Raw genomic sequence first — 23,556 nt, 5'->3', positions numbered from 1 at the left:
TGTTCAGAACGCGATGCCCAGCGACACGCTTGGCCGGAACTGCTTCTGCTGGATGCCATAGGCCATGTCGAGCTGGATCGGCCCGACCGGGCTCTTCCACCGCACGCCGACGCCCACCCCGTTGAACCAGCGGCGCTCCGACCAATTGTCGGTGGCCGTGCCGGTATCCCAGAACACGGCGGCGCCCCATTGCGGCAGGAACCAGCGTTGATACTCCAGCCCGCCGGTCACGAGGAACTTGGTCGGCAGCGTGCTGCCATTGACGTCGTTACCGATGCTCTGGAAATCGTAGCCGCGCACCGACTGCGTACCGCCCGTGCGAAAGCGCAGTGTGGCCGGCACGCCATCGCCGGAACCGGAGGTGATGACCGCACCCAGCTCGCCGCGGGCTACGAAAATGTCGCGTTGCCCCACCGGCACGAACTGGCGGATGCGGCTATACGACCGAACGAACGATTGGTCCGTCAGCACGCCCTTCACTGCCGCGCCAATCTGCGTGGTGATGATGTTGCCGCGGCGCGGGAACAGCGGGTCGTCCACATCGCGGCGCGTCCAGGCGAAACCGGGGACGAGCGCCTTGCTCAACTGCCGCTCGGCGCCATCGGGCCGCAGGTCGTCGTAGTAGAAATCAACGGTGAACGACGTTTCATAGATGCCGCGCACACGCGTCTGCTTGAAGCCCGAACGATAGCTGCGCGTCTCGGTGCCCGACGTGTCGGTGCGGTCCATGCTCGTGTAGAGGCTATTGACGTATTGCTTGTCGTCGGGCGGCACCGTCACGCCGGCAAACAGGTACTGGCGGCGCTGTTCGATGCGGGCCTGCGTGTCGAGCACCCACGCCTTGCTGAACAGGTTCAGATATTGATAGCGCCCTTCCAGCGAGGCGCCCGTGTCCGTGCCGTAACCCACACCGCTGGTGATGCGGTTGGGCGGGTACTCCCGCACACGCACCCGCACCGGCGCGTTGACCGGGTTCTTCGGGTCGTCACCCAGGTCGACGATCGCATTGGAAAAATACGGCTGTCCCTGGATGGCGGCTTGCAGCGCTTGCAGGCGATCGGCGGAGTAGTCCTCGCCCACGCGCAGCGGGTTCACGTGGTTGATGATGCTGATCGGGTAGCGCGACAAGCCCTGCACATCCAGCGGCCCCAGCGTGTAGGCCGGACCGCTGTCATAGCCCACCGACAGGTCAGCCTTGCTTTCGTCCGGATCGACACGTGCCTGCGACGACGTCTGCTTGGCCGCGTAATAACGTTTGCTCTGCAGGGCGGCCAGACTGTCGTCCTTGGCCTTGTCCCAGCCCGCTTGGCGGAATGCCATGCCGTGCTGCAGGCTCCAGGATTTTTTCAACTCGTCGATGCGCTTGGCGTCTTGCGTGATGGCGCCGGTAAAGTCGAGCGCCACATTGTCGATGGTGGTACGCGGGCCCGGCTCGACCTTCACGTTGACCACGCGGTGGTCCGGCGGGCCGTCCAGCTTCGCGGTCGCCTTCGGTACGAAATAGCCTTCCGTGGCCGTCAGCTTGGTGACCTGGTCGCCAATGGTCTCGACCATGTATTGGAGCTGATCGTCGGTGATGTCCTTGCGGTCTTTGTAGCGCGACAGGTCCAGATGGCGCTCCAGCAGGTCGCGAATGGACTTCGGCGCGTCGATCTTGACGTCGTATTCCGCGTGCGCCGGCGCGCAGGCCAGGGACACGGCACAGCCGGCCGCCAGCATCAGGGCGGGCAAACCATAAAGGCGAAAGCGTGGTGGTCGTGACGGTCGCGATGGTCGATTGGAGCCGGTCATCGTGGCAAGCGTGGCGCCGCCCCACGGGCCGGCTAAGTCGAAGGAAAGGCGTATTTGACCATACCGACCCGCACGGGTGCCCAGGCAAATGCAACGAATACTGCCTTCCGGATCGGCCGGAGGCGTTCCGCACGCGCCGTGCCAAGGGCCGGAGCGACGGCCAATACGGTAAAATGCGCCGGTTTTCCGCCGGGGTGCCTTCCGTGCGGGCAAGTTCATCCAACATCACATACCGCCATGGCCCTGTACAAGTCCGAGATCACCCAGTTCCTGGAAGAACTCAAGACCCAGAAGCCCGACCTGGAAGCGCAGCAACGCCAAGGTCGCTCCCTGCTGTGGGACAAGGACCCGATCGACCTGGAAGAGCGCGCACGCGCCAAGGCCGCCCGCGTGGCGCAAAAGCCGTACGTCTATTCGCTGGACTGATCGGCCGACCGGCCTTCAGCCCGCCAGGCGCGCCGCCGCATGACCACTTCCGCGCAGGACAAGCTGCCACTGCCCGTCGAGCTGCCCAGCGTGGCGCCCGATCAGGACTCCACGCCCGCGCAGGTCGACGGCCTCGCCTTTGCACGGCTCTACGGGGAGCCGCTGTTCAAGCTCCCGCAGGATCTCTACATCCCGCCCGATGCGCTCGAGGTCTTCCTTGAAGCGTTTGAAGGGCCGCTGGACTTGCTGCTGTACCTGATCCGGCGCCAGAACTTCAACGTGCTGGACATTCCGCTGGCGCAGGTCACGCGGCAGTACCTGGCGTACATCGAGCAAATTCGCGCGACCAACCTCGAGTTGGCCGCCGAATACCTGCTCATGGCGGCCATGCTCATCGAGATCAAGTCGCGCATGCTGCTGCCGGTCAAGAAGACCGACGAAGGCGTCGAGCCCGAAGACCCGCGCGCCGAACTGGTCCGCCGCCTGCTCGAATACGAGCAGATGAAGCTGGCCGCGCAGAAGCTCGACACCGTGCCGCAACTGGGCCGCGACTTCCTGCGCGCGCAGGTGTATATCGAGCAAAGCCTGGCGCCGCGCTACCCCGACGTCGATTCCGACGACCTGCGTGCCGCCTGGGCCGACGTGCTGCGTCGGGCCAAGCTCACACAGCACCACAAGATCTCGCGCGAAGAGCTGTCCGTGCGCGAGCACATGAGCCAGATCCTGCGCCGGCTGCAGCACGCGCGGTTCATGGAGTTCACCGAGCTGTTCGAAGAAGCGATCCAGTCCGGCAAGGGTGCGCCCGTCGTGGTCGTCAACTTTGTCGCCATGCTCGAGCTTTCGCGCGAATCCCTGCTCGAAATCACGCAGGCCGAACCGTACGCGCCCATTTACGTGCGTCTCGCCTATTCACCGACGTAATCCGTCCGACCTGACTCAGCGCCAGGTCATACAACAACTATGAAAGTCATCTCGTCGATCCAGGAACTGCGCGACCAGCTGCGCGGCCAGAACCGCGTCGCGTTCGTGCCGACCATGGGCAACCTGCATGAGGGCCACCTGAGCCTGATGCGCTTGGCGCGCCAGCACGGCGACCCGGTGGTGGCGTCCATTTTCGTGAACCGCCTGCAGTTCGGGCCGAACGAAGATTTCGACAAATACCCGCGCACGCTGCAGGACGACATCGAAAAACTGCAGAAGGAAGGTGTGTACGTACTGTTCGCGCCCACCGAGCGCGACATGTACCCGGAGCCGCAGGAATACCGCGTCGACCCGCCGCACGACCTGGGCGACACGCTCGAAGGCGAGTTCCGCCCGGGCTTCTTCAAGGGCGTGTGCACGGTGGTGATGAAGCTGTTCTGCTGCGTGCAACCGCGCGTCGCTGTATTCGGCAAGAAGGATTACCAGCAGTTGATGATCGTGCGCCGCATGGCGCATCAGTTTGCGTTGCCGGTCGATATCGTTCCCGCCGAAACGGTGCGCGCGGACGACGGCCTCGCGCTGTCGTCGCGCAATGTCTACCTGACCAACGAAGAGCGCGCCGAAGCTCCCGAGCTGTATCGCACGCTCCACCAAGTCCGTCAGGACGTGCTGGAAACCGTCCTGCAAGGTCAGGCGTCGCACGAAGAGGTGACGGCCAAGGCCATGGAATACCTGCGTGGCCGTGGCTGGCAGCCCGACTACGTGGCCGTGCGCCGCCGCTCCGACCTGCAAAAACCGACGCCCGAGAACATCGCTGCCGGCGAACCGCTGGTCGTGCTCACGGCTGCCAAACTCGGCAAGACGCGCTTGATCGATAACCTCGAAATCTGAGCGACGGCGCCTTGGTCCACGAAAAAGCCCGGCAGTGCCGGGCTTTTTTCATGCCGCCGCCGACGTATCGGCAACGCTGGTCTGCGGGGGCGATTCTCCCAGCCACTCGAGAATGCCGCTCCACTGCTCCACATCCTTCGCCACGCGCGACGGGGCCACGTCCCACAGCGTCAAGCCATGCGCGGCGAGTTGCACGTAGTTCTGGGTATCGCGCAGGTAGCCGAGGATGGGCACGTCCAGCCCCTGCACGAAACGTTGAAGCTGTTCGGCCGCGCGCGTACGCATATCCACGCGCATGCCGACCACGCCCAGCTTGACCTCGCCATGACGCACAGGCTTTTCATCGGCCAGTTTGCGCAGGAAGGCCTGCGTGGCGAGGATGTCGAACATGGAAGGCTGCAGCGGCACGATCACGTAACCGGACATCTTGACGAGGTCCCCCAGCCGCCAGCCGTGGAGGCCCGCCGGCGTATCGAGCACCACGTGCGTCGTCCCCTTGGGCGGCTTGGCGATGTGGTCGGCGTTGATTTCCCAGGTGCGGATGGGCTTGGCGGTTTCCGGACGCAGGGCCAGCCATTCGCGCGAGGACTGCTGGCGATCGGTGTCGCCCAGCATCACGGCGTGATTCTGCGCGGCAAAGTAGCCGGCCAGATTGGTGGCCAGCGTGCTTTTGCCCACCCCGCCCTTCGGATTCGCTACAACGGCCACCGGCATGCCTGCCTCCTTGCGCTCGTTGAATCATGTGCCGAGTCGATCACCCGGCGAATCTGCCCATCCGGCAATTATGGCTCAGCCTGCACGTGGCAGCGTTCTGAAGAGCGCGGCGAGATCCAGATGCGTCTCGCACGTGTCGGCCAGACGTTCGAGCGATGCCTCACGCAACGCGGCGTAGTCCTGCGCCTGCGCGTCACGCACGCCGGCCCAGGCAAGCAGCGCGCGGCAGGCCTCGGGTGAGTCGAACAAGCCGTGCAGATACGTCGCGAAGATTTGCCCGTCGGTCGAAATCGCGCCATCTGCCCGGCCATCATCGAGCAGCACGGCGGGGCATGCCAGCGCAGGCCCCTCGGTCACACCCATGTGGATTTCGTAGCCGGCGATGGCCCCACCGCTTCCCGCCAGCGTGCCGCGCGCCTGGCGCAACTGCTTGGCGGCCTCCAGCGTGGTCTCGAAATCGAGATAACCAAGACCGTCGACGCTGCCTGCCGCACCTTCCAGCCCCTGCGGATCATGCAAGCGCCGCCCCAGCATCTGCATGCCGCCGCAGATACCGATCAACTTGCCGCCGTAGCGCAGATGCCGCGCGATGGCCGCTTCCCAACCGTTGCTACGCAGCCAGGCCAGATCGGCCTGCACGCTCTTGCTGCCGGGCAGGATGATGAGGTCGGCGGGCGGAATCGGCTGGCCAGGGCCGACCAGTCGAACGTCCACCTGCGGATGCGCACGCAGCGCATCGAAATCGGTGTGGTTGGACACGCGCGGCAACACCGGAATGACAACGCGCAGCGCATCGGCCGAGGTTGCGCGCTGCGCCGTCTGCACCGCGTCTTCTGCGTCGAGGTGCAGGCCATGCAGATACGGCAGCACGCCAAACACCGGCTTGCCTGTCTGCGCGGTCAGCCAGTCGAGCCCCGGCGTCAGCAATGAAATATCGCCGCGAAACCGGTTGATGATGAAGCCCGTCACGCGCGCGCGTTCGCTGTCCGACAAGCAGGCGAGCGTGCCGACCAAGTGCGCGAACACGCCACCGCGGTCGATGTCCGCAACGAGCACGACGGGGCAATCGACGGCTTCGGCAAAGCCCATGTTGGCGATGTCGCGGTCGCGCAGGTTGATCTCCGCCGGGCTGCCCGCGCCCTCGACCAGCACGAGGTCGTAACGCGCGCGCAGCCGCGTGTGCGATTCGAGCACGGCGGCCATGGCGGTGGGCTTGTAGTCGTGGTACGCACGGGCGTCGAGGTCGCAGCGCGGCTGACCGTGGATGATGATCTGCGCGCCGGTGTCGCTGTTGGGCTTGAGCAGGACGGGGTTCATGTCGACCGTGGGCGCCACGCCCGCCGCCTGCGCCTGCAACGCCTGCGCGCGGCCGATCTCTCCGCCATCTGCGGTGACGGCGCTGTTGAGCGCCATGTTCTGCGGCTTGAACGGCGCCACGCGCACACCCGCACGATGCGCGACGCGGCACAGGCCGGCGACCAGCGTGCTCTTGCCGGCGTCGGACGTGGTGCCCTGGATCATCAGCGTGCCCCGAAGCAAGTCCGGCGACACAGGAAATGGAGCTTTCGACATGCGCGGATTATCGCATCGCCGTTGTCGTGCCTAGCTGCTGCGCCCTCGCTAGAATGCGGGAATGTCACGCCGTCTCACACTCGTTCTCGGGGGTGCCCGCTCAGGCAAGAGCCACCACGCCGAACAGCTCGCGCTGCAATGCGCGGGACCCGTCACGTACGTTGCCACCGCCGGCGACGGCGATGAGGAAATGCAACTGCGCGTGGCCCTGCACCGTGCGCGCCGCCCCGCCAACTGGGGGCTGGTCGAAGAGCCCGTGCTCCTGGCCGAAGCGCTCTACACGCACGCGCAGCACGGTGGCTGCGTGCTCGTCGACTGCATGACGCTGTGGCTCAACAACCTGCTCTTCTCAGAGCATCACCAATACCCTGAGACCGGCCTCGTCACGCCGCCCGAAGCCTGGACGGCCGAAATCGACGCGCTCCTCACCGCTCTGCCGCTGCTGCCCGGCGAGGTCATCCTCGTCAGCAACGAAATCGGCCTGGGCGTGGTGCCGATGGGCGCCGTCACGCGGTTCTACGTGGACGAACTGGGCCGGCTGAACCAACGCCTCGCCGCACTGGCCGACAACGTGCATCTGCTGGTGGCCGGCATTCCAATGGTGGTGAAAGGGCCGGCACTCGGCGCGGCACCGTGAGCTTATCGTCGGGGGGCGTGTTCGATCTCGGGTGGACGCTCGTGACGCTGGCCGCGCTTGCGGGCGTATTTCTCGATCGGCTGTTCGGTGAGGTGCCGCGCTGGCACCCGCTGGTCGGCTTCGGACGCATCGCGACCGCGATGGAGCGTCGCATGAACCGCAGGCCGGCAGCGCTTGCCTGGTCGCGCATCGTCGGCCTTCTTGCATGGGCGGCGACCGTGCTGCCCTTCGTGCTACTGGCAGGATGGCTCGTCGTCATGGCGCGCGATGTGTCGCCGTGGCTGGTGGTCGCGCTTGATGCGATCGCCCTGTATTTCGCCATTGGCGCGCGCAGCCTGCATGAACACATCGCGCCGATCGCGCTTGCGTTGCGCGATGCGGATCTGCCCCGCGCACGCGCCCTCGCCTCGCGCATCGTCTCGCGGGACCTCACGCAAGCGGCCGACGAGCCCATCGCGCGCGCCGCGGTGGAATCGGCGTTGGAGAACGGTAGCGATGCCGTCTTCGCGCCGCTGTTCTGGCTGGTTGTGGCCGGCGCGCCTGGCGTGATGCTGTACCGGCTGGCCAACACGCTCGATGCAATGTGGGGCTACCGCAATGCGCGCTTTACCGGCTTTGGGTGGGCCGCCGCGCGCATCGACGACGTGCTCAACTGGATGCCCGCGCGACTCACGGCCGTCAGCTACGCGCTGCTTGGCAGCACCGCCGATGCGCTGCGCTGCTGGCGCACGCAAGCACCGCAATGGTCGAGCCCGAACGCCGGCCCGGTGATGGCCGCGGGCGCCGGAAGCCTGCGCGTTCAACTCGGTGGCGCGGCACGCTACGAAGGCGTTGAAGAAGCACGTCCGCCGCTTGGCGCGGGCAAGCCAGCAACAGCCGCCGATATCACACGTGCATTGACGCTCGTGTCGCACACGTTGTGGCTGTGGCTCGGCGCGCTCGGCCTGATCGCAGCGTTGGCGTGGGGTCTGTCGTGAGCGGCATCATGCATGGCGGCAATCTCGCTGCGGCACGCGCGCGGTACGGCGAGCCAGCGGGCGGCTGGCTGGACTTGTCCACAGGCATCAATCCGCACGGCTACTCCATTCCGCCGATCCCGCCCGACGCCTGGTTGCGCCTGCCCGAAGACGACGGCCTCGAAGCGCTGGCCGCCGCACACTACGGCGTGATCAACGCGCATGCCGTGCTGGCGGTTGCTGGTTCGCAGGCGGCGATCCGCACCCTTCCCACACTGCTCCCGCGAGGGCGAACCGGCATCGCGCAGATCGGCTACAGCGAATACGCGCCCGCCTTTGCGCGCGCTGGCCACGACGTCGTGCCGCTGCCCGAATCCGCTTTCCTCGGCGATCTGCCGAAGGACGTACAGCATCTGGTCGTCGTCAATCCGAACAACCCCACGGCACGCCTGGTGCCCGCGGAAACGCTGCGCGATTGGCACATGCGTCTGCATGCGCGCGGCGGGACGTTGATCGTCGACGAGGCGTTTATCGAAGCGTTCGACGATGGCCCCACGTTGGCCCCTTTGGCAGGAACGCCGGGGCTCGTCGTGCTGCGGTCGATCGGCAAGTTCTACGGGCTGGCGGGGGCCCGCATCGGCTTCACGCTGGCAGCACCCGAACTGTTGACCGCGCTGCGCGAGGCGTTGGGACACTGGACCGTCAACGGTCCGGCGCGTGCCGTCGTGCGGTCGGCGCTGGCCGACACCGCCTGGCAAGCTGCCACGCGCGCGCAACTGCAGGCGGCCGGCGCGCGGCTCTCGGCGTTGCTTGATCGCCACGGGCTGCCGAATGTCGCAACACCGCTGTTTGCCTGGGCACCCGCTACGCACGCACCGGCGCTGCACGTAGGCCTGGCGCGCCTCGGCATCTGGACGCGCCTGTTCGATGCGCCCGTCAGCGGCTTGCGCTTCGGCCTGCCCCCGGACGAGACCGGATGGCAACGCCTTGCCGATGCGCTAGCATCGCTGTCGCACTCCGCTTGACCTCCCCCCCGATGCCCGCTCGTCTCTCTCGCCTCGCCCGTCGCCTGTATGTGTGCGGTCTGTCCGCCATTGCGCTCACGATCGCTGCCGCACCGGCATGTGCGGCCATTTCCGTCACGGACGATACCGGCACAGCCGTGACACTACAGCGCCCTGCACAACGCATCGTCAGCCTCGCGCCGCATGCAACCGAGCTGCTGTTCGCGGCGGGCGGCGGGGCACGCATCGTTGGCACCGTGGCTTACAGCGATTACCCCCCGCCCGCGCGCGACATTCCCCACGTGGGCGATAACCGCTCGCTCGATCTGGAACGCATCGCCGCCCTCAAGCCTGACCTGGTGGTGGTCTGGCGCCACGGCAACGCGCAGAAACAGATCGACCGCCTGCGCGCGCTCGGCATTCCGCTGTTCTTCTCCGAGCCGCATCGCATGAGCGATATTCCGCGCTCGATCGAAGCGCTCGGCACACTGCTCGATACCCGCGCGAGCGCGCACGACGCCGCGCAGCAATTTCGCCAACGCGCCGATGCGCTGCGTCAGCGCTACGCGAGCCGGCCGCCGGTTTCGGTGTTCTATCAGGTCTGGGACCAACCGCTCATGACGCTCAACGGCCAGCACATCTTCTCTGACATGCTGGCGCTGTGCGGCGGTCGCAATGTGTTTGCGGGAGAGCCTTTGCTGGTGCCGACGGTCTCGCCCGAGGCCGTGATCGCAGCCAACCCGGAAGTGCTGCTGACCGCCAGCATGGGCGCCACGCAAGGCAGCCGTCCGATCGATACGCTCGACGCATGGAAGCGCTGGCCGCAATTGCTGGCCGTGCAGCGCGGCAACCTCTTCAGCATCAACGGCGACCTGATCAACCGCTTTGGTCCGCGCCTTGTGGAAGCCGCGACCGTGTTGTGCGAAGACCTGGAGCAAGCCCGCACGCGGCGCCTCGGTTCACAAGCCGTCAACGGGCCGGGTCGTTAAACCTCGCGCCGCTCAGCGGTTCCAGAACAGCAGCACCGGCAACGTGTCGGGCAGCACGCGAAAGCCGCAGGCTGCCCCCCATTGCAACGGCCATTGCAGCGTCTCGGCCAGCGGCCGTTGCAACCAATGCGCCGCCAGCGCGCGCATGCACCCGGCATGCGTCACCGCCCACACACAGGGCACGGGCGTCGCGCTTGTTGCCTCAGCCCACGTCGTCACGCGGGCCAGCAGATCCGCCGCCGATTCTCCGCCGTGCGGATTGCAGTGCACGAGATCGCGCGCCCAGCGGTCGATTTCGGCGCGCGGGATGTCATCCCATTGGCAGCCTTCCCAGGCACCAAAATCGAGTTCCATCAATTGCGCATCGAGTTCGATCGCAGGGAGTTGAGCCGCTTGCGCCATCGCTTCGGCCGTCAGGCGGCTGCGTTGCAACGGGCTTGCCAGCAGACGATGCGGAGCGTGTGCGGCGAGTTTCTCGACGATGGCCGACGGCTCCGGGTCCATCGGCGACGCCAGCTCCAGATCGGTGCGGCCATAGCAGAGACCTGCCGTCATGGCGGGCCGCGCGTGGCGAATCAGGATGACATCCATGCCAGCAGTCCCCACAGGATCAGCAGCTCGAACATCTGCTGCGCCATGCCCAGGCAATCGCCCGTGATGCCACCGATGCGGCGCACGAAGTAGCGGCCCAGCAGCCAGCGCGCAACGATCAAGCCGACGACGATGAACGCCGCGCAGATCGGCCCGAACCACAGCAGAGGCGCGACACCGAACGCGCCAGCCCACAGTGCGTCGCTGCATCGCATGCGTTGCGCGACCGGCTTGGCCTTGCCTTCCGCCCGCACGTAGTCATGCGTGAGCAGGTAGCTGACGGCAGCAGCGCGGCTGGCAGCGTGCGCAGCCACCATTGCAACGAGGAGGTCAATGCCATGCGGCGCCATCGCGCTCAGCAATTGCCACTTCAGCAGCAGCGCCATGCACACGGCAATCGCGCCGAACGCGCCGATGCGCGAGTCGTGCATGATGCGCAACCGGTCTTCAGGCGTGTAGCCGCCGCCAAAACCGTCTGCGCAATCGGCCAGACCGTCTTCGTGAAACGCACCGGTCAGCAACAGCGTCACCACCATCGACACGGCCACCGCCACACCGGGCGCGGGCACCGTGCGCGACACGAGCCAATACACCGCGGCTGCCACCGCGCCCACCAGCCACCCGATCAGCGGAAAGTAGCGCGCCGCGCGATTCAACCCCGCTTGCGAGAACCCGACCGACGCCGGCACGGGGATGCGGGTGAAATACCCGACCGCCGTCCACAGCGCCTGCCAATGTTCGCGCCAGGCATTCATGGCGATGCGCGCTCGCTCACGCCTGCGCTGGCGAAGGTCGCCATCTCGCGCAGGAACGCCACCGCCGAGACGACCACGGGATACGCCAGCACCGCACCGCTGCCCTCGCCCAGCCGCAACGACAGCGACAGCAATGGCCGCGCATCGAGCACCTCCAGCAACGCGCGATGCCCGCGCTCGTCCGAGACATGACCGAACACGCAATAGCGCAGCACGTCGGGCGCCACACGGGCCGCCACCAGCACGGCGGCCGTCGCAATGAACCCGTCGACGAGGATGACCATGCGCCGCTGCGCCGCTTCAAGCACCGCCCCCACCATCGCCGCGACCTCGAAGCCGCCGAAGCACGCAAGCACGTCCAGCGGCTTGCGGACGTCAACGTGCTTTGCCATCGCCGCTTCCAGCACGGCGCGCTTGTGGGCGAGGCCGTCGTCGTCCAGCCCGGTGCCGCGGCCCACGCATTGCGCGACGGGAAGATCGCACAAGCGCGCCATCAGGCAGGCGGCAGACGCCGTGTTGGCGATGCCCATTTCGCCCAGCGCGATCACGTTGGTGCCCAGCGCCGCATGGTGTGCTACGCGTTGCGCACCGAGTGCCATGGCGCGGTCGCGTTCGTCGGCGGTCATGGCCGCTTGCTGAACGCCCTCGGCGGCAAAGTTGCGCGTACCGGGGCCAACGGGCGCATCGATCAGGCCCGGCGTATCGGCCGTCCACAACGGCGCGGCGACGCCTGCGTTCACCACTTCCAGCGCAAACCCGTGCTGGCGGCAGAACACGTTGACGGCCGCGCCGCCCGCGATGAAGTTGAGCACCATCTGGGCTGTCACCGCTTGTGGATACGCGCTCACGCCAGCGTGGGCGATGCCGTGGTCTGCAGCAAACACGACCATTGCGGGGCGCGTCAGCTGCGGTGTGTCGGTGTTCTGGATCAGGCCGATCTGCACGGCCAGCGATTCAAGCCGGCCAAGCGCGCCGAGCGGCTTGGTCTTGCAATCCACGGCCGCCTGCAGGCGGGCGCGCAACGCATCGTCAAATGGCGGAATGTGCATCGCTTGTTTCATTACAGTTCGACTCCCGGCTGCGCCTGGATGCCTTGGGAAAACGCGTGCTTGACCAGCGTCATGTCGGTCACGGTGTCGGCAGCGTCGATCAGCTCCGGCGGCGCGCCGCGTCCGGTAATCACCACATGCTGCGCCGGCGGCCGCGCACGCAAATCGGCCAATACCGTCTGCACGTCAAGGTAGTGATACTTGAGCGCAATGTTCAGTTCGTCCAGCAGCACCAGGCCGATGGTCGGATCGCTCAGCAGTTCACGGGCACAAGCCCATGCGGCCTGGGCTTTTTCAATGTCGCGCGTGCGGTCCTGCGTCTCCCATGTGTAGCCTTCGCCCATCACGTGAAAGCGGCATTGTTCGGGAAAGCGGCGCAGGAAACGTTCTTCGCCGGTCGGGATCGCGCCCTTGATGAATTGCACCACGCCGACCTGCATGTCGTGGCCCATGGCGCGGATCACCATGCCAAAGCCGGAGCTGGATTTGCCCTTGCCGTTGCCGGTGTTGACGAGCAGCACACCACGAACGTCGGTCGCGGCGGCAATCTTGGCGTCCACCACCGCCTTCTTGCGCTGCATGCGTGAGCGGTGGCGCTCGTTCAGGCCATCGTTGTTGTCTTCAGTCGTCATCGGGTTCATCAGGAATCAGGGCCGTGTGGCGGCCGTCAGCCACCTCGGCAATGGGGGTGCGCAGCACGCGCGCGCAGTGCTCGGGCGTGAGCACATCGGCCGCGATGCCGGCGTTGGTGTGTCCCGCGCCGTCCATCAACAGGGCGTGCGTGGCGAAGCGGCGCGCAAGGTTCAAGTCATGCACCGTCAGCATGACCAGCCAGCCCTGCTTGCGGCAGCCTTCGCGCAGCAGGCGCAGCACGGCGATCTGCTGATGCAAATCGAGGTGGGCGACAGGTTCATCGAGCAGCAGCACGCGCGCCTCCTGCGCCACCACGGCAGCCATCGCCACGCGCTGTCGCTCACCGCCGGAAAGGGTGCGCACATCGCGCTGGGCAAGCGGCTGCAATTGCAGTGCAGACATCGCGGCATCCACGGCGCGGGCATCGGCGTCGCCTTCCCACTCCCAGCGCGCAAGGTGCGGATGGCGGCCCGTCATCACGGCATCGTACACAGTGATCGGGAACGTGTCATGCAAGGTCTGCGGCAGAAACGCGCGGCGCCGCGCCATCGCCAGTGCAGGCCAATCGGCAAGCGGCACACCGTCGAGCGCGACGCTGCCGCCGTCCGGCGAACGCAAGCCCGCCAGCACCGACAACCAGGTCGACTTGCCTGCGCCGTTCGGGCCGACCACGCACCAGAGCTGCCCGGCGGTGGCCGTCATCGACAACCGCTCGATCAGCACACGCCCATCGATGGCCACTCGCAGATCGCGCAGCGCCAGTTCGGGCGCTGCGTCCAATCGCGCGAATGCATCCGGAGCAGGACTTGGACGGCGCCACCAGCTCATCGCGCGCTCCGCATCAGCAAATAGAGAAACGTCGGCACGCCGAGCATGGTGGTGATCACGCCCACGGGCAGTTGCGTTGGGGCAATCAGTGTGCGGGCGATCAGGTCGGCCAGCATCAGGAGCCCACCGCCGGCCATCGCCGTAGCAGGCAAGTGGATGCGCACGTCGCGCGTCCACGCCAGGCGCACCATGTGCGGCACCAGCAGGCCGACAAAGGCGACGGAACCCGCAATGGTGACCGCCACCGCCGTGCATAGCGAAGCCACCACGTAGATCAGCGCACGCACCCGCGCCACCGGCACGCCCAGCGCACGGGCGCGCGTTTCGCCGGTCAGCAGCACGTTCAGGTCACGCGCGTGCGGCAATACAGCGGCCACCGCCGCCACGAGCGCCAGCAACGCGCCCGCGTAACGATCGGCGCCACCGAGGTCGCCGACCATCCAGAAAATCATGCCGCGCAGCTTGTTCTCGGGCGCAACAGTCAGGATGAGCGTAATCAGGCCAACCCAGCCGGACGCCATGACCACGCCACCGAGCAGCAGGCGCGCGTTGGCCTCGCCCGGCTCGCCGCGCCACAGGTGCTGGCGCGCCAACGCGGCCACCAGCGCCATCGACAGCAGTGCTCCGGCGCCGGCGCTCGTCTGCACTGCCCACCACGGCAGCGAAAACAACATCGCCGTCAGCGCCGCCACTGCCCCGCCACCGGAGACGCCCAGCACATACGGATCGGCCAGCGGATTGCGCAGCAGCATCTGCATGAGCGCCCCGGCAAAGGCCAGCAGCCCGCCGGCAGCAAACGCAGCACCTGCACGCGGCAGGCGCAATTCGGTGACGATGCCCGCAGCCAAGCTATCGCCACCGCTATTGCCAAAAAAGAGGGCCCGCCAGACCTCGGCGGGCGATAGCCTCACACTGCCGAGCATCAACGACGCCACCAGCACCACCACGCACGCGAGTGCCAGCAGCGACCACAGTCGCCAGGCAAAACCGCGTGCGGGCAGTGCAGGTGTTGTCATCGCTTCGGTTCGTGCTGTTGCCACGACAGCGTGAAGAACACCCCACGCGATGCCGTGTTGTACGGGTAGATCAACTGGTAGTTCTTGTTCGTCACGTTTTCAACACGTGCCGACACCGCCCAGTCCGGCGTGATCTGGTAGCGGCCGACCAGGTTCAGCAAGCCGTAGCCGCCGAGCGTCTTGGTCGAATCCTGGCGGTCCCCCGCTGCATTCCACTCCACGCCCGCCGAGAAGGGCCCGAACGTCTTGTACGCCGAAACGCTGCCGAAGTGCCGTGCCCGGCGCGACAGCAACTGGTTGGCCGACAAGTCCTGCGGGTTCTGCATGGTAAAGCTGGCACGCAGGTCCACGCCATAGATCGAACCCCGATACGAGGTTTCCACGCCGTTCACCCGCGCGCGGTTCACGTTGGCGGCCAGGAAGTTGCCCGACACCGGATCGAACGCGCTCGTGATCAGGTTGCTGTAGTCGGTCTCGAACGCCGTCACGCGCACCAGGCCCATCGCGCTGCTGTACTCGACGCCGGCTTCCACCGAGCGCGCCTTCTCGGGCTGCAGAGTCGGGCTGCCGAAGAACGGGTAGTAAAGCTCGTTGAAGCTCGGCGCGCGGAAGGCATTGCTCACGCTCGCCACCGCCTTCCATTGCGGATTGAATGCGAAGCCGTAGCCGGCGTAATAGCTGTTGGCGCCCCCGAAGTCCGAGTAGCGGTCGCGACGCAGGTTCAACTGCAGCTGATGCGGACCGAACTTGCCTTCGTAACCGATGTAGGCGGAATCGACGTTGCGCGTGGGCACGTTGTACGCATCGCTGTCGACGCTGGTCTGCAGATGCTCCAGGCCCACCTTCAGCAACTGGTTGGGCATGAAGGCCCAGTCGTTCTGCCAGCTCGCCGTCTGATTGCGCGTATTGAAGCGCGACGGCACTTGCAGAACACCGTTCGTGAAGTTCAGGCTGCGGTCGTCACCCTGCGACAGCGTCACGCGCGTCTTCCAGTCCTGCGTCACCTTGCCGTCAACGTAGGCCGACATCGAACGCACCACGTTGTGCGCAACGTTGTCATCGGTCCGCTTGCCGAAGGCGCTGTCGTAGCTGACATCGCCCCAGGTCTGGAAGTACGTCAGGCCCGCTTGCCAGTCAGCGGAGAAACGATGCGACAACTGTGCCGACACGCTCTTGTTCGTGTACGAGTTGTCGTTCGGGTTAGCCTTGGGGGCCTGCAGCGGGTTGATGGTCGAGAAGCCGTTGGTCTTGAATTCCGACACCGACACCGCAAACGACGTATCGCCGTTCTCGCCCAGCGAGCCGCTGATGCCGGCCTGCGCGCGCTTGGTATTGCGGGCGCCGTATTCGATCTCGGCATTGGCGAGCGGGCCGTGGCCGCGACCGTTGCGCGTGAAGATCTGCACCACGCCGCCGATCGCATCGGAGCCGTACAGCGCAGACACGTTGCCGCGCACCACCTCGATGTGATCGATCTGATCGGCCATCAATTGCCCGATCTGGGCGCCGCCCGAAGTGCCGGACGCCACGCGCACACCGTCAATCAGAACCAGCGTCTGATTGGAACTGGCACCGCGCATGAACAGGCTGGCGTTGGTGCCAGGGCCACCGTTCTGCGCGATTTCGATGCCGGCTTCGCGGCGCAGCAGCGTCACCGCATCCGGCGCCTGCGAGCGCTCGATATCGGCGCGGCTGATAACCGTCGTGTGCGGCAGCGCGTCCGACAGGGGCTGCTCGCTGCGCGAAGCCGTGACCACTGTCGGATTCAGCTCGCCCACGGGCGTGCTGGCAACCTGTGTAGTGCTTTGTGCCCAGGCCGGTGCAACTGCACCTGCCATGACCCCCGTGAGTGCGGCGGCAAGCGCGCGCATGGCCGTCCGGGGCATCCGGAGTGGCCGCTTTGTAGTCAAGCTCATGTTGAAAAGACAAGAAGCGTCAGCCGGACCCGTTCCCCCGCGGGTCGCTGGCAGCAGGATCTCGATGCGGTTCCCTCACATCGGCTTAGAACCGGCTCACGGTCCGTAGCGAGCCGCCCGAGGTTGGACCGAGAAACGCAGCCGTACATGGGTACGGCGAGTATCACAGGGCCAAGATCGGGCGGCGCAGCAGGACCGTGAATTGGTTCTCTGAGATCCACCGTCCTGGCCGGTATCCGGGCTGGCGAAGCGGCCTGTCCGCCTTCCCATTCCCGAAGGAACAGTGGCGTATGGACAGACCGCGCGGCACCCATCTTCTTGTTGGCGAGATGGCGGGTACACGCGGCGTTCGCTTACCGTTGCGGGGGCAGCGCAGGTTGGCGCATCGCTTGGGGCGCGCGCTCCCTGCTTCCCGTTTAACTGCAGATGGTGCTGCGGGCACCAGGACGCGGCGAAGTTTAACGGAAAAGGCACCCCAAACCCGTCGCAGTCGCGGTAAAAACACACCTCGGCACGTTGTGCCCAGTGCGTCGCCTCATGCCGCCACGTATCGCGCATCCGTATGGAGGACAGGCGCGACGCGCATGATCGGCTAAAATCCCCCCACTCGATTCTGATTGACACCCAATGCTGAACGAACTCGAACAACTTGCCGGCAAGATCGCGCGCGTGCTGCGTCACGCCGATGCGCTCGCCGCCGAGAACCAGCGCCTGCGCGCCGAAGTCGAGCGGCTTCAGGCGGAAGCCGAGGCGTTCAAGACCGAGCGCGACGCGATGGTCGCTGATCGCAGCGTGCTCAATGCCAAGATCGAAGAAGCGCAACTGCGCATCCAATCGATTCTCGACAAGCTGCCCACGGCCACCGACGCCCGCCAGCTTGACCTCCTCGGCCAGGCCGCAGGCGCCGACGATACAGCGGCCGCCCCCGCCCCGCACTCGGAGACCTAAGCATGAGCAGCAAGCAAATTGAAGTAAACATCGCCGGGCAGCCCTACAAGTTCGCTGTCTCCGCCGATAACGAGGCTGCGCTGCGTGAAGCCGCAGCCATGGTCGACAACCAGATGACGCGCATCAAGAACGGCTCGAACACCAAGGGCATCGAGCGCGTCGCCGTAATGGCCGCCATCAGCATCGCATCGGATTTGCTGTCGATGCAACGCCAGGCCGCATCCGACTCTGCCCTGCCGATCGACACGATTCGCGCCAAGCTGGCCGACCTGAACGCCCGCACGGACGAGGCGCTGCGCCAGTACGGCGAAGTCATTTGATTCAATACAAAACGTGTTTGTAACCGGATCGCATCCGGGCTTGGGTTCGGATGCGAACGGGTGTATAGTGTCACCCAATGGCTTCCGGCATCTCCCGCAAACCCTTACACCATAAGGCTTTAGCGGCTACAGAGTCGAGAAAAACGGTTGCCTGCGATGAATCTCTCAGACGCATCGCCATGCGCTCGAAACACAGCGTGATGATGCGTCTGACAGTTTCCCTGCCTGGTTCGCCATGGCCATTAATTCCTTGAACCGATAAGCATTGCTTGGTGCGGGATATGCCGTGTGGGCGAGCGCGTCTTCCAGTGCATAGCGTGCGACGCAAGTCGTGGGCTCCCTGCGCCGGTGATGTACCCGAAATGCGGCTTCCGCTGCCACTCTGAACCTCACTTGGGTTCAGGATGCGGGTCTAGCGGCCAAGGTGGGGACCCAACAAAAGGCGGTAGTGCACATGTGCGCTACCGCCTTTTTCTTTGCCTATCGTGAATGCGCTCGCCGTTGGTGCGCGGCCAATGGCGAGGCGGCGGCCGTGTTGCTATGCTGCGCACACCGCCACTTCCGCACGTCGCCCGCACGTCTCACACGATGGCCACCCAATACTGGTTGATGAAGTCCGAGCCCGACGAGGCCAGCATCGACACGCTGCGCGCTGAAGGCACCCTGCCCTGGACCGGCGTGCGCAATTATCAGGCGCGCAACTTCATGCGTGACCGCATGCGCATCGGCGACGGCGTGCTGTTCTACCACTCGTCCTGTCCGCAGCCCGGCATCGCGGGGCTGGCGGAAGTCTGCTCGACCAGCTATCCGGATCCCACGCAGTTCGACGCCAGAAGCCACTACCACGATCCCGCGTCGAAGCCGGAAGCGCCCCGCTGGATGCTCGTCGACGTGAAGTTCGTACGCAAGTGCGCACTGATTGATCTGCCGACGCTGCGCGCGCACGAACCATTGGCCGACATGACGGTGCTGCAACGCGGCAACCGCCTTTCGATCACGCCCGTCACACCGGCGCAGTGGCGTTACATCACCACGAAATTGATGCGCGATCCTGAGTAAATGACGGTGCGCGGCGGGAAATTGTTACAAACGTGATGAACGATGCGCGTAGGAGCCAGTCAGACGCATCACATTGCTTTTTTGGGAGAACACAATGAAATCTGTCCTGGCCGCAACCATTTTGGGGACTGCAATGATGACGACTGCTTTCGCACAGGCCGCTCCTGAGACGAATCATTCGGGCGTGCTTTCGCTGGATGCCCAGGCCGTGGCCGAAGTGCCGACCGACACCGTCACGCTCACGCTGAGCGCCGAGCAGGAAGGGGCAGACCCGGGCGCCATCTCCACGACGCTGTCGCGCAAGGCCGATGAGGTGATCAATCAGGCCAAGCGGACGTCTGGCGTGCAAGCCGAAACCGGCGGCTTCAATATCTATCCGAACACCGATCGCAACGGCAAGATCAGCGTCTGGCGCGGCCGTGCCGAAGTGCGCATCACGTCGAAGGACTTTGCGGCGGCGTCCAAGCTGGCCGGCCAGCTGGCCAATCAGATGCAGGTGCAGAACGTGAACTTCACGCTCTCGCGCGAAGCGCGCACGGCGGCGGAAGCCAAGCTGATCGATCAGGCTGTGAGTTCGTTCCGCGACAAGGCTCTGGCGACCACCAAGCTGTTTGGCTACACGAGCTACACGATCCGCGACGTGCACGTGAGCGAGGGCAGCAACAACCCGGGCCCGCGTCCGATGATGCGCATGGCAGCCGCCCCGGCATCGTTCGATTCGGCGCCGGTGCCCATCGAGGGCGGCAAGGCGCAGGTCACGGTGACGGTTTCCGGCGCCGTGCAGATGCTGAAGTAAGCCGCGAGCCGGTCCATGAAAAAAGCCACCGAAGTTCGGTGGCTTTTTCTTTGCGCGGCAGCGACGTCAGGCGTGCGCCTGGTTTTTTGCACCGTTGCCTGCACGACGATAGGACCAGACCAGCATGGCGATGCCGATCAGGATCATCGGCAACGACAGCCACTGCCCCATCGAGAGATTCGCTGCAAGCAAGCCGAGGAAGTTGTCCGGCTCGCGCGCAAATTCTGCGGCGAAGCGGAACACGCCGTAGCCGAGCAGGAATGCGCCCGACACCGCACCCATCGGCCGGGGCTTGCGCGCATACAGCCACAGCAGGATGAAGAACAGCACGCCCTCGCCCGCGAACTGGTAGAGCTGCGACGGGTGGCGCGGCAGCATGTGGTACTGGTCGAAAATGGCCTGCAGGCCGCGGGTGGCAGCCTCCTGCGCATGCGAAAGCAACCACTCGCGGTCTTCGCCCTGCGCCTGCGGGAACATCATCGCCCACGGCAGGTTGGGCGACGACACGCGGCCCCACAGCTCGCCGTTGATGAAGTTGCCGAGGCGCCCTGCTGCGAGCCCGCACGGCACCATCGGCGCGATGAAATCGGTCACCTGCATCCACGAGCGCCCGCGCATGCGCGCATACAGCATCATCGCCACGACCACGCCGAGAAAGCCGCCGTGGAAGGCCATGCCGCCTTCCCAGACCTTGAAGATGTCGAGCGGGTGGGCGAAATACCAATCCGCCTTGTAGAACAGCACGTAGCCGAGGCGGCCGCCGAGAATCACACCGAGCACGCCGTAGAAGAGCATGTCGTCGAGGTCCCGCCCGGTCCAGCCTTCGGCGGCGATGTGCGGCTGGCGCGTGCGCAGGCGGCCGAACCACAGGAACATGATGAACGCCGCCAGATACATCAGGCCGTACCAGCGGATGGCAAGCGGCCCCAGATGCAGGGCGACGGGATCGAATTGCGGATGGATGAGCATGAATCCTGTAGGTGTCAGGTTTGGTTGTCTTCTTGCAGCTTGGCGACGGCTTCGGCACTGGCCACGAACCACGGCAGCACCGGCGAAGCCGCATCGCGCCGCCACACCAGACCGGTCTCGATGATCGGGCTGGGCGCGGCGAGTTCGAGATAGACCACGCCGGTCCGCTGGAGGTTGCATAGCGATGCCGGCACCAGCGCAACGCCCATCTCGGCGGAAACCAAGCTGACGATGGTCTGCATCTGGATGGCTTCCTGGCCGATGCGCGTGGCGGCACCGGGGTCTTCGGGCCGTCCGCCGTGCGCGGCATGATAGCCGGTAATGATGTCATACAGCGCGGGCGCGGACCGACGCGGGAAGATGATCAGCGGGTCAGCCGCGGCGTCTGCCAGTGCAATCGGCTGGCCCGGCGCCAGGCCCCATTGCGCAGCGCGCGACGCAGGTACCGCCAGCACGAGGCGCTCGCGCACCAGCGGGCGGTATTCCAGTTCGCCCGGCACGGAGCCGGCGTGATGCGCAATCACGACGCCGGCATCCACATCGCCCGCCAGGAGCGCTTCGATTTGCACATCGCTCGTGGCCTCGCGCAGCAGAAGCTGCACATCGGGCCGCGCATCGCGAAAGTGCCGCAGCAAGGCGGGCAGGATGCCGTAATCCGCCGTGCTGACAAAGGACAGCGACAGCGTGCCGACCTCCCCCCGCGCCAGCCGCTGCGCCAGCCCCGGCAGCGCGTTCGCCTCTGCCAGCACGCGCCGAGCCTCCCCCAGCCAACGCGCGCCGACCGCCGTCAGCGCCACGGAACGCTGCGTGCGGTGGAACAGCGTGACGCCCAGTTCGTCTTCGAGGGCGCGAATTTGTTGCGACAGGGGCGGCTGCGTCATCGAAAGCCGCTCGGCGGCACGCCCGAAATGCAGTTCTTCGGCAACGGTCACGAAGTAGCGAAGCTGGCGCAGGTCCATATCGGCAATTGATACTTTTTACGACTCAATAGTCGCTCAATAATATATTTGACGCGCCATTTCTCCAAGTGCATGCTGGGCGCCACCCGGTTGACTACAACGATGGTGCCGACCCCACGGAGACCCCCATGCCAGACAACAAGCGTTCCCAGCACATCACACAGGGCGTGGCGCGCTCGCCCAACCGCTCGATGTACTACGCGCTGGGCTACACGAAAGACGACTTCGACAATCCGATGATCGGCGTAGCCAACGGCCATTCGACCATCACGCCGTGCAACTCCGGCCTGCAGAAGCTTGCCGATGCCGCAGTGGCTGCCGTGAAGGACGCCCGCGCGAATCCGCAGATTTTCGGCACGCCCACCATTTCCGACGGCATGTCGATGGGCACGGAGGGCATGAAGTTCTCGCTGATCTCGCGCGAGGTGATTGCCGACTGCATCGAGACCTGCGTCAACGGCCAATGGATGGACGGCGTCGTCGTCATCGGCGGCTGCGACAAGAACATGCCCGGCGGCATGATCGCCCTGGCGCGCACGAACGTGCCGGGCATCTACGTGTACGGCGGGACCATCAAGCCGGGGCACTGGAAGGGCAAGGACCTGACCATCGTCTCGTCGTTCGAGGCCGTGGGCGAATTCACCGCCGGCCGCATGAGCGAGGAGGACTTCGAGGGCATCGAGAAAAACGCCTGCCCGTCGAGCGGTTCGTGCGGCGGCATGTACACGGCCAACACGATGAGTTCGTCGTTTGAAGCGCTGGGCATGTCGTTGCTGTATTCGTCCACGATGGCCAATCCCGATCAGGAGAAGGTCGACAGCGCCGCCGAATCCGCCCGCGTGCTCGTCGAAGCCGTACGCCGTGACCTGAAGCCGCGCGACATCATCACGCGAAAATCCATCGAAAACGCCGTGGCCGTGATCATGGCGACCGGCGGCTCCACCAACGCCGTGCTGCATTACCTAGCCGTTGCGCACGCGGCCGAAGTGGAATGGACGATCGATGACTTCGAGCGGGTCCGCCAGCGCGTGCCGGTCATCTGCAACCTCAAGCCGTCGGGCCAGTATGTGGCCACCGACCTGCACGAGGCTGGCGGCATCCCGCAGGTGATGAAGCTGCTGCTCAATGCAGGCTTGCTGCATGGGGATTGCATCACCATCACGGGCAGGACGCTGGCAGAAGAACTCGCCAATGTGCCCGACCAGCCGCGCGCCGATCAGAACGTGATCCTGCCGATCGACAAGGCGCTCTACAAGGAAGGCCACCTGGCTATCCTGAAAGGCAATCTTGCCGAGGAAGGCGCCGTGGCAAAGATCACCGGCCTGAAGAACCCGGTCATCACCGGCCCGGCGCGCGTGTTCGACGACGAGCAAAGCGCGATGAGCGCAATCCTGGGCGACCAGATCAAGGCCGGCGACATCCTCGTACTGCGGTATCTTGGACCGAAAGGCGGTCCGGGCATGCCCGAGATGCTCGCACCGACGTCAGCCATCATCGGCAAGGGCCTGGGCGAGTCGGTCGGCTTTATCACCGACGGACGTTTCTCCGGCGGCACGTGGGGCATGGTGGTCGGCCACGTCGCGCCTGAAGCGTACGTGGGCGGCACGATCGGCCTCGTGCACGAAGGCGACTCGATCACCATCGACGCGCACCAGCGACTGCTGCAGTTGAATGTGCCCGACGATGAGCTTGCCCGCCGCCGCGCCGCGTGGAAGCAACCGGCGCCGCGCTATACGCGGGGCGTGCTGGCGAAGTTTGCAAAACTGGCAGCAACGGCCAGCAAGGGCGCGGTAACGGATTGATTCGTTGGCGACAC

24 protein-coding genes, 1 other RNA gene and 1 riboswitch are annotated in these 23,556 nt (G+C 65.6%); of the genes, 13 read left to right on the top strand and 12 right to left on the bottom strand.

What is annotated here, in order from left to right; genetic code table 11:
* Positions 1-3: 3 nt before the first annotated feature.
* On the bottom strand, positions 4-1,791 hold the full coding sequence (locus ABIC76_RS14965) for an autotransporter assembly complex protein TamA (RefSeq protein ID WP_027680791.1): 1,788 nt from the start codon (positions 1,789-1,791) through the stop codon (positions 4-6).
* A gap of 237 nt (positions 1,792-2,028) precedes the next feature.
* Here ABIC76_RS14965 and ABIC76_RS14960 point away from each other — a divergent pair, with 237 nt between their 5' ends.
* Genes ABIC76_RS14960 through panC form a run of 3 tightly spaced genes read left to right on the top strand, consistent with a single transcriptional unit; the run spans position 2,029 to position 4,029 of the window.
* Entirely contained in the window at positions 2,029-2,217 is a 189-nt protein-coding gene (locus ABIC76_RS14960; protein ID WP_012762570.1) for a DUF3460 family protein, read from the top strand.
* A 39-nt stretch (positions 2,218-2,256) separates the two neighbouring features.
* Positions 2,257-3,138, top strand: coding sequence for a segregation and condensation protein A (locus ABIC76_RS14955; RefSeq protein WP_354534443.1), 882 nt, complete (start codon positions 2,257-2,259; stop codon positions 3,136-3,138).
* Positions 3,139-3,177: 39 nt separating this feature from the next.
* A complete protein-coding gene (panC, locus tag ABIC76_RS14950) occupies positions 3,178-4,029 on the top strand; it encodes a pantoate--beta-alanine ligase (protein WP_027680789.1) in 852 nt (283 codons plus the stop codon).
* Between the two features lie 48 nt (positions 4,030-4,077).
* On the opposite strand, the gene ABIC76_RS14945 is transcribed toward panC, so the two are convergent.
* Both ABIC76_RS14945 and ABIC76_RS14940 read right to left on the bottom strand, forming a co-directional pair.
* The gene (locus ABIC76_RS14945; protein ID WP_343547576.1) at positions 4,078-4,743 is read right to left on the bottom strand and encodes a nucleotide-binding protein; all 666 of its coding nucleotides are present in this window, start codon (positions 4,741-4,743) and stop codon (positions 4,078-4,080) included.
* 75 nt (positions 4,744-4,818) lie between these two features.
* Complete coding sequence (locus ABIC76_RS14940) at positions 4,819-6,315, bottom strand: cobyric acid synthase (protein ID WP_354534442.1); 1,497 nt, start codon at positions 6,313-6,315, stop codon at positions 4,819-4,821.
* Positions 6,316-6,376: 61 nt separating this feature from the next.
* On the opposite strand from ABIC76_RS14940, the gene cobU reads away from it, so the two are divergent.
* Genes cobU through ABIC76_RS14920 form a run of 4 tightly spaced genes read left to right on the top strand, consistent with a single transcriptional unit; the run spans position 6,377 to position 9,901 of the window.
* On the top strand, positions 6,377-6,952 hold the full coding sequence (gene cobU, locus ABIC76_RS14935) for a bifunctional adenosylcobinamide kinase/adenosylcobinamide-phosphate guanylyltransferase (protein ID WP_354534441.1): 576 nt from the start codon (positions 6,377-6,379) through the stop codon (positions 6,950-6,952).
* On the top strand, positions 6,949-7,929 hold the full coding sequence (gene cbiB, locus ABIC76_RS14930) for an adenosylcobinamide-phosphate synthase CbiB (protein ID WP_354534439.1): 981 nt from the start codon (positions 6,949-6,951) through the stop codon (positions 7,927-7,929). The genes cobU and cbiB overlap by 4 nt, the downstream gene beginning before the upstream one ends.
* Positions 7,926-8,933: a threonine-phosphate decarboxylase CobD gene (cobD, locus tag ABIC76_RS14925; RefSeq protein ID WP_354534438.1), complete on the top strand. Its 1,008-nt coding sequence runs from the start codon at positions 7,926-7,928 to the stop codon at positions 8,931-8,933. Before cbiB ends, cobD begins: the two co-directional genes overlap by 4 nt.
* An 11-nt stretch (positions 8,934-8,944) precedes the next feature.
* Positions 8,945-9,901 (top strand): cobalamin-binding protein, encoded by a 957-nt coding sequence (locus ABIC76_RS14920; RefSeq protein WP_354534437.1) that lies wholly within the window; start codon positions 8,945-8,947, stop codon positions 9,899-9,901.
* A gap of 12 nt (positions 9,902-9,913) precedes the next feature.
* Here the strand turns inward: ABIC76_RS14920 and cobC are convergent, their stop codons facing one another.
* The 7 genes from cobC to ABIC76_RS14885 are packed head-to-tail and all read right to left on the bottom strand — an operon-like array spanning position 9,914 to position 16,659.
* Positions 9,914-10,492, bottom strand: coding sequence for an alpha-ribazole phosphatase (gene cobC, locus ABIC76_RS14915; RefSeq protein ID WP_354534436.1), 579 nt, complete (start codon positions 10,490-10,492; stop codon positions 9,914-9,916).
* On the bottom strand, positions 10,477-11,247 hold the full coding sequence (locus ABIC76_RS14910) for an adenosylcobinamide-GDP ribazoletransferase (RefSeq protein WP_354534435.1): 771 nt from the start codon (positions 11,245-11,247) through the stop codon (positions 10,477-10,479). The genes cobC and ABIC76_RS14910 overlap by 16 nt, the downstream gene beginning before the upstream one ends.
* Positions 11,244-12,308: a nicotinate-nucleotide--dimethylbenzimidazole phosphoribosyltransferase gene (cobT, locus tag ABIC76_RS14905; protein ID WP_502947858.1), complete on the bottom strand. Its 1,065-nt coding sequence runs from the start codon at positions 12,306-12,308 to the stop codon at positions 11,244-11,246. The genes ABIC76_RS14910 and cobT overlap by 4 nt, the downstream gene beginning before the upstream one ends.
* Entirely contained in the window at positions 12,308-12,928 is a 621-nt protein-coding gene (gene cobO / locus ABIC76_RS14900; protein WP_316878800.1) for a cob(I)yrinic acid a,c-diamide adenosyltransferase, read from the bottom strand. The genes cobT and cobO overlap by 1 nt, the downstream gene beginning before the upstream one ends.
* On the bottom strand, positions 12,918-13,757 hold the full coding sequence (locus tag ABIC76_RS14895) for an ABC transporter ATP-binding protein (protein ID WP_354534434.1): 840 nt from the start codon (positions 13,755-13,757) through the stop codon (positions 12,918-12,920). The genes cobO and ABIC76_RS14895 overlap by 11 nt, the downstream gene beginning before the upstream one ends.
* On the bottom strand, positions 13,754-14,773 hold the full coding sequence (locus tag ABIC76_RS14890) for a FecCD family ABC transporter permease (protein WP_102066616.1): 1,020 nt from the start codon (positions 14,771-14,773) through the stop codon (positions 13,754-13,756). The genes ABIC76_RS14895 and ABIC76_RS14890 overlap by 4 nt, the downstream gene beginning before the upstream one ends.
* Positions 14,770-16,659 carry a TonB-dependent receptor plug domain-containing protein gene (locus ABIC76_RS14885; RefSeq protein ID WP_180815256.1) on the bottom strand — a complete coding sequence of 630 codons (1,890 nt, stop codon included), beginning with the start codon at positions 16,657-16,659 and terminating at the stop codon, positions 14,770-14,772. The genes ABIC76_RS14890 and ABIC76_RS14885 overlap by 4 nt, the downstream gene beginning before the upstream one ends.
* Positions 16,660-16,899: 240 nt before the next feature.
* A riboswitch (cobalamin riboswitch) is annotated at positions 16,900-17,150 on the bottom strand.
* Positions 17,151-17,316: 166 nt separating this feature from the next.
* Here ABIC76_RS14885 and ABIC76_RS14880 point away from each other — a divergent pair.
* The 5 genes from ABIC76_RS14880 to ABIC76_RS14860 all read left to right on the top strand — a co-directional run bounded on the left by ABIC76_RS14880 (position 17,317) and on the right by ABIC76_RS14860 (position 19,812).
* Positions 17,317-17,637, top strand: a complete 321-nt coding sequence (locus ABIC76_RS14880; protein WP_012762586.1) for a hypothetical protein — start codon at positions 17,317-17,319, stop codon at positions 17,635-17,637.
* Positions 17,638-17,639: 2 nt separating this feature from the next.
* Positions 17,640-17,957 (top strand): cell division protein ZapA, encoded by a 318-nt coding sequence (locus ABIC76_RS14875; protein WP_027680775.1) that lies wholly within the window; start codon positions 17,640-17,642, stop codon positions 17,955-17,957.
* Between the two features lie 215 nt (positions 17,958-18,172).
* A non-coding RNA gene (gene ssrS / locus ABIC76_RS14870) (6S RNA) lies at positions 18,173-18,392 on the top strand.
* Between the two features lie 153 nt (positions 18,393-18,545).
* Complete coding sequence (locus ABIC76_RS14865; protein ID WP_102066916.1) at positions 18,546-19,016, top strand: EVE domain-containing protein; 471 nt, start codon at positions 18,546-18,548, stop codon at positions 19,014-19,016.
* A 94-nt stretch (positions 19,017-19,110) separates the two neighbouring features.
* A complete protein-coding gene (locus ABIC76_RS14860) occupies positions 19,111-19,812 on the top strand; it encodes an SIMPL domain-containing protein (protein WP_102066618.1) in 702 nt (233 codons plus the stop codon).
* A 66-nt stretch (positions 19,813-19,878) separates the two neighbouring features.
* Here the strand turns inward: ABIC76_RS14860 and lgt are convergent, their stop codons facing one another.
* Together lgt and ABIC76_RS14850 are read right to left on the bottom strand one after the other, a co-directional pair.
* Complete coding sequence (gene lgt / locus ABIC76_RS14855; protein WP_354534433.1) at positions 19,879-20,781, bottom strand: prolipoprotein diacylglyceryl transferase; 903 nt, start codon at positions 20,779-20,781, stop codon at positions 19,879-19,881.
* A gap of 14 nt (positions 20,782-20,795) precedes the next feature.
* Positions 20,796-21,740, bottom strand: coding sequence for a LysR substrate-binding domain-containing protein (locus tag ABIC76_RS14850; RefSeq protein ID WP_102066620.1), 945 nt, complete (start codon positions 21,738-21,740; stop codon positions 20,796-20,798).
* A gap of 128 nt (positions 21,741-21,868) precedes the next feature.
* On the opposite strand from ABIC76_RS14850, the gene ilvD reads away from it, so the two are divergent.
* On the top strand, positions 21,869-23,542 hold the full coding sequence (gene ilvD, locus ABIC76_RS14845; RefSeq protein WP_354534432.1) for a dihydroxy-acid dehydratase: 1,674 nt from the start codon (positions 21,869-21,871) through the stop codon (positions 23,540-23,542).
* Positions 23,543-23,556 lie beyond the last annotated feature (14 nt).

It is taken from the genome of Ralstonia sp. 1138 (genome assembly GCF_040544795.1).
GTDB classification, from domain to species: domain Bacteria; phylum Pseudomonadota; class Gammaproteobacteria; order Burkholderiales; family Burkholderiaceae; genus Ralstonia; species Ralstonia flatus.
The sequence above is the reverse complement of the archived record's forward strand: the minus strand, read 5'-3'. Positions and strand labels throughout refer to the sequence as shown.

Bases quoted from the DNA above. Each gene is read 5' to 3' on its own strand.
- ABIC76_RS14965 (WP_027680791.1), bottom strand. From the start codon at position 1,791: ATGACCGGCTCCAATCGACCATCGCGACCGTCACGACCACCACGCTTT.
- ABIC76_RS14960 (WP_012762570.1), top strand. From the start codon at position 2,029: ATGGCCCTGTACAAGTCCGAGATCACCCAGTTCCTGGAAGAACTCAAG.
- ABIC76_RS14955 (WP_354534443.1), top strand. From the start codon at position 2,257: ATGACCACTTCCGCGCAGGACAAGCTGCCACTGCCCGTCGAGCTGCCC.
- panC (WP_027680789.1), top strand. From the start codon at position 3,178: ATGAAAGTCATCTCGTCGATCCAGGAACTGCGCGACCAGCTGCGCGGC.
- ABIC76_RS14945 (WP_343547576.1), bottom strand. From the start codon at position 4,743: ATGCCGGTGGCCGTTGTAGCGAATCCGAAGGGCGGGGTGGGCAAAAGC.
- ABIC76_RS14940 (WP_354534442.1), bottom strand. From the start codon at position 6,315: ATGTCGAAAGCTCCATTTCCTGTGTCGCCGGACTTGCTTCGGGGCACG.
- cobU (WP_354534441.1), top strand. From the start codon at position 6,377: ATGTCACGCCGTCTCACACTCGTTCTCGGGGGTGCCCGCTCAGGCAAG.
- ABIC76_RS14920 (WP_354534437.1), top strand. From the start codon at position 8,945: ATGCCCGCTCGTCTCTCTCGCCTCGCCCGTCGCCTGTATGTGTGCGGT.
- cobC (WP_354534436.1), bottom strand. From the start codon at position 10,492: ATGGATGTCATCCTGATTCGCCACGCGCGGCCCGCCATGACGGCAGGT.
- ABIC76_RS14910 (WP_354534435.1), bottom strand. From the start codon at position 11,247: ATGAATGCCTGGCGCGAACATTGGCAGGCGCTGTGGACGGCGGTCGGG.
- cobT (WP_502947858.1), bottom strand. From the start codon at position 12,308: ATGAAACAAGCGATGCACATTCCGCCATTTGACGATGCGTTGCGCGCC.
- cobO (WP_316878800.1), bottom strand. From the start codon at position 12,928: ATGACGACTGAAGACAACAACGATGGCCTGAACGAGCGCCACCGCTCA.
- ABIC76_RS14895 (WP_354534434.1), bottom strand. From the start codon at position 13,757: ATGAGCTGGTGGCGCCGTCCAAGTCCTGCTCCGGATGCATTCGCGCGA.
- ABIC76_RS14890 (WP_102066616.1), bottom strand. From the start codon at position 14,773: ATGACAACACCTGCACTGCCCGCACGCGGTTTTGCCTGGCGACTGTGG.
- ABIC76_RS14885 (WP_180815256.1), bottom strand. From the start codon at position 16,659: ATGCCCCGGACGGCCATGCGCGCGCTTGCCGCCGCACTCACGGGGGTC.
- ABIC76_RS14880 (WP_012762586.1), top strand. From the start codon at position 17,317: ATGCTGAACGAACTCGAACAACTTGCCGGCAAGATCGCGCGCGTGCTG.
- ABIC76_RS14875 (WP_027680775.1), top strand. From the start codon at position 17,640: ATGAGCAGCAAGCAAATTGAAGTAAACATCGCCGGGCAGCCCTACAAG.
- ABIC76_RS14865 (WP_102066916.1), top strand. From the start codon at position 18,546: ATGGCCACCCAATACTGGTTGATGAAGTCCGAGCCCGACGAGGCCAGC.
- ABIC76_RS14860 (WP_102066618.1), top strand. From the start codon at position 19,111: ATGAAATCTGTCCTGGCCGCAACCATTTTGGGGACTGCAATGATGACG.
- lgt (WP_354534433.1), bottom strand. From the start codon at position 20,781: ATGCTCATCCATCCGCAATTCGATCCCGTCGCCCTGCATCTGGGGCCG.
- ABIC76_RS14850 (WP_102066620.1), bottom strand. From the start codon at position 21,740: ATGGACCTGCGCCAGCTTCGCTACTTCGTGACCGTTGCCGAAGAACTG.
- ilvD (WP_354534432.1), top strand. From the start codon at position 21,869: ATGCCAGACAACAAGCGTTCCCAGCACATCACACAGGGCGTGGCGCGC.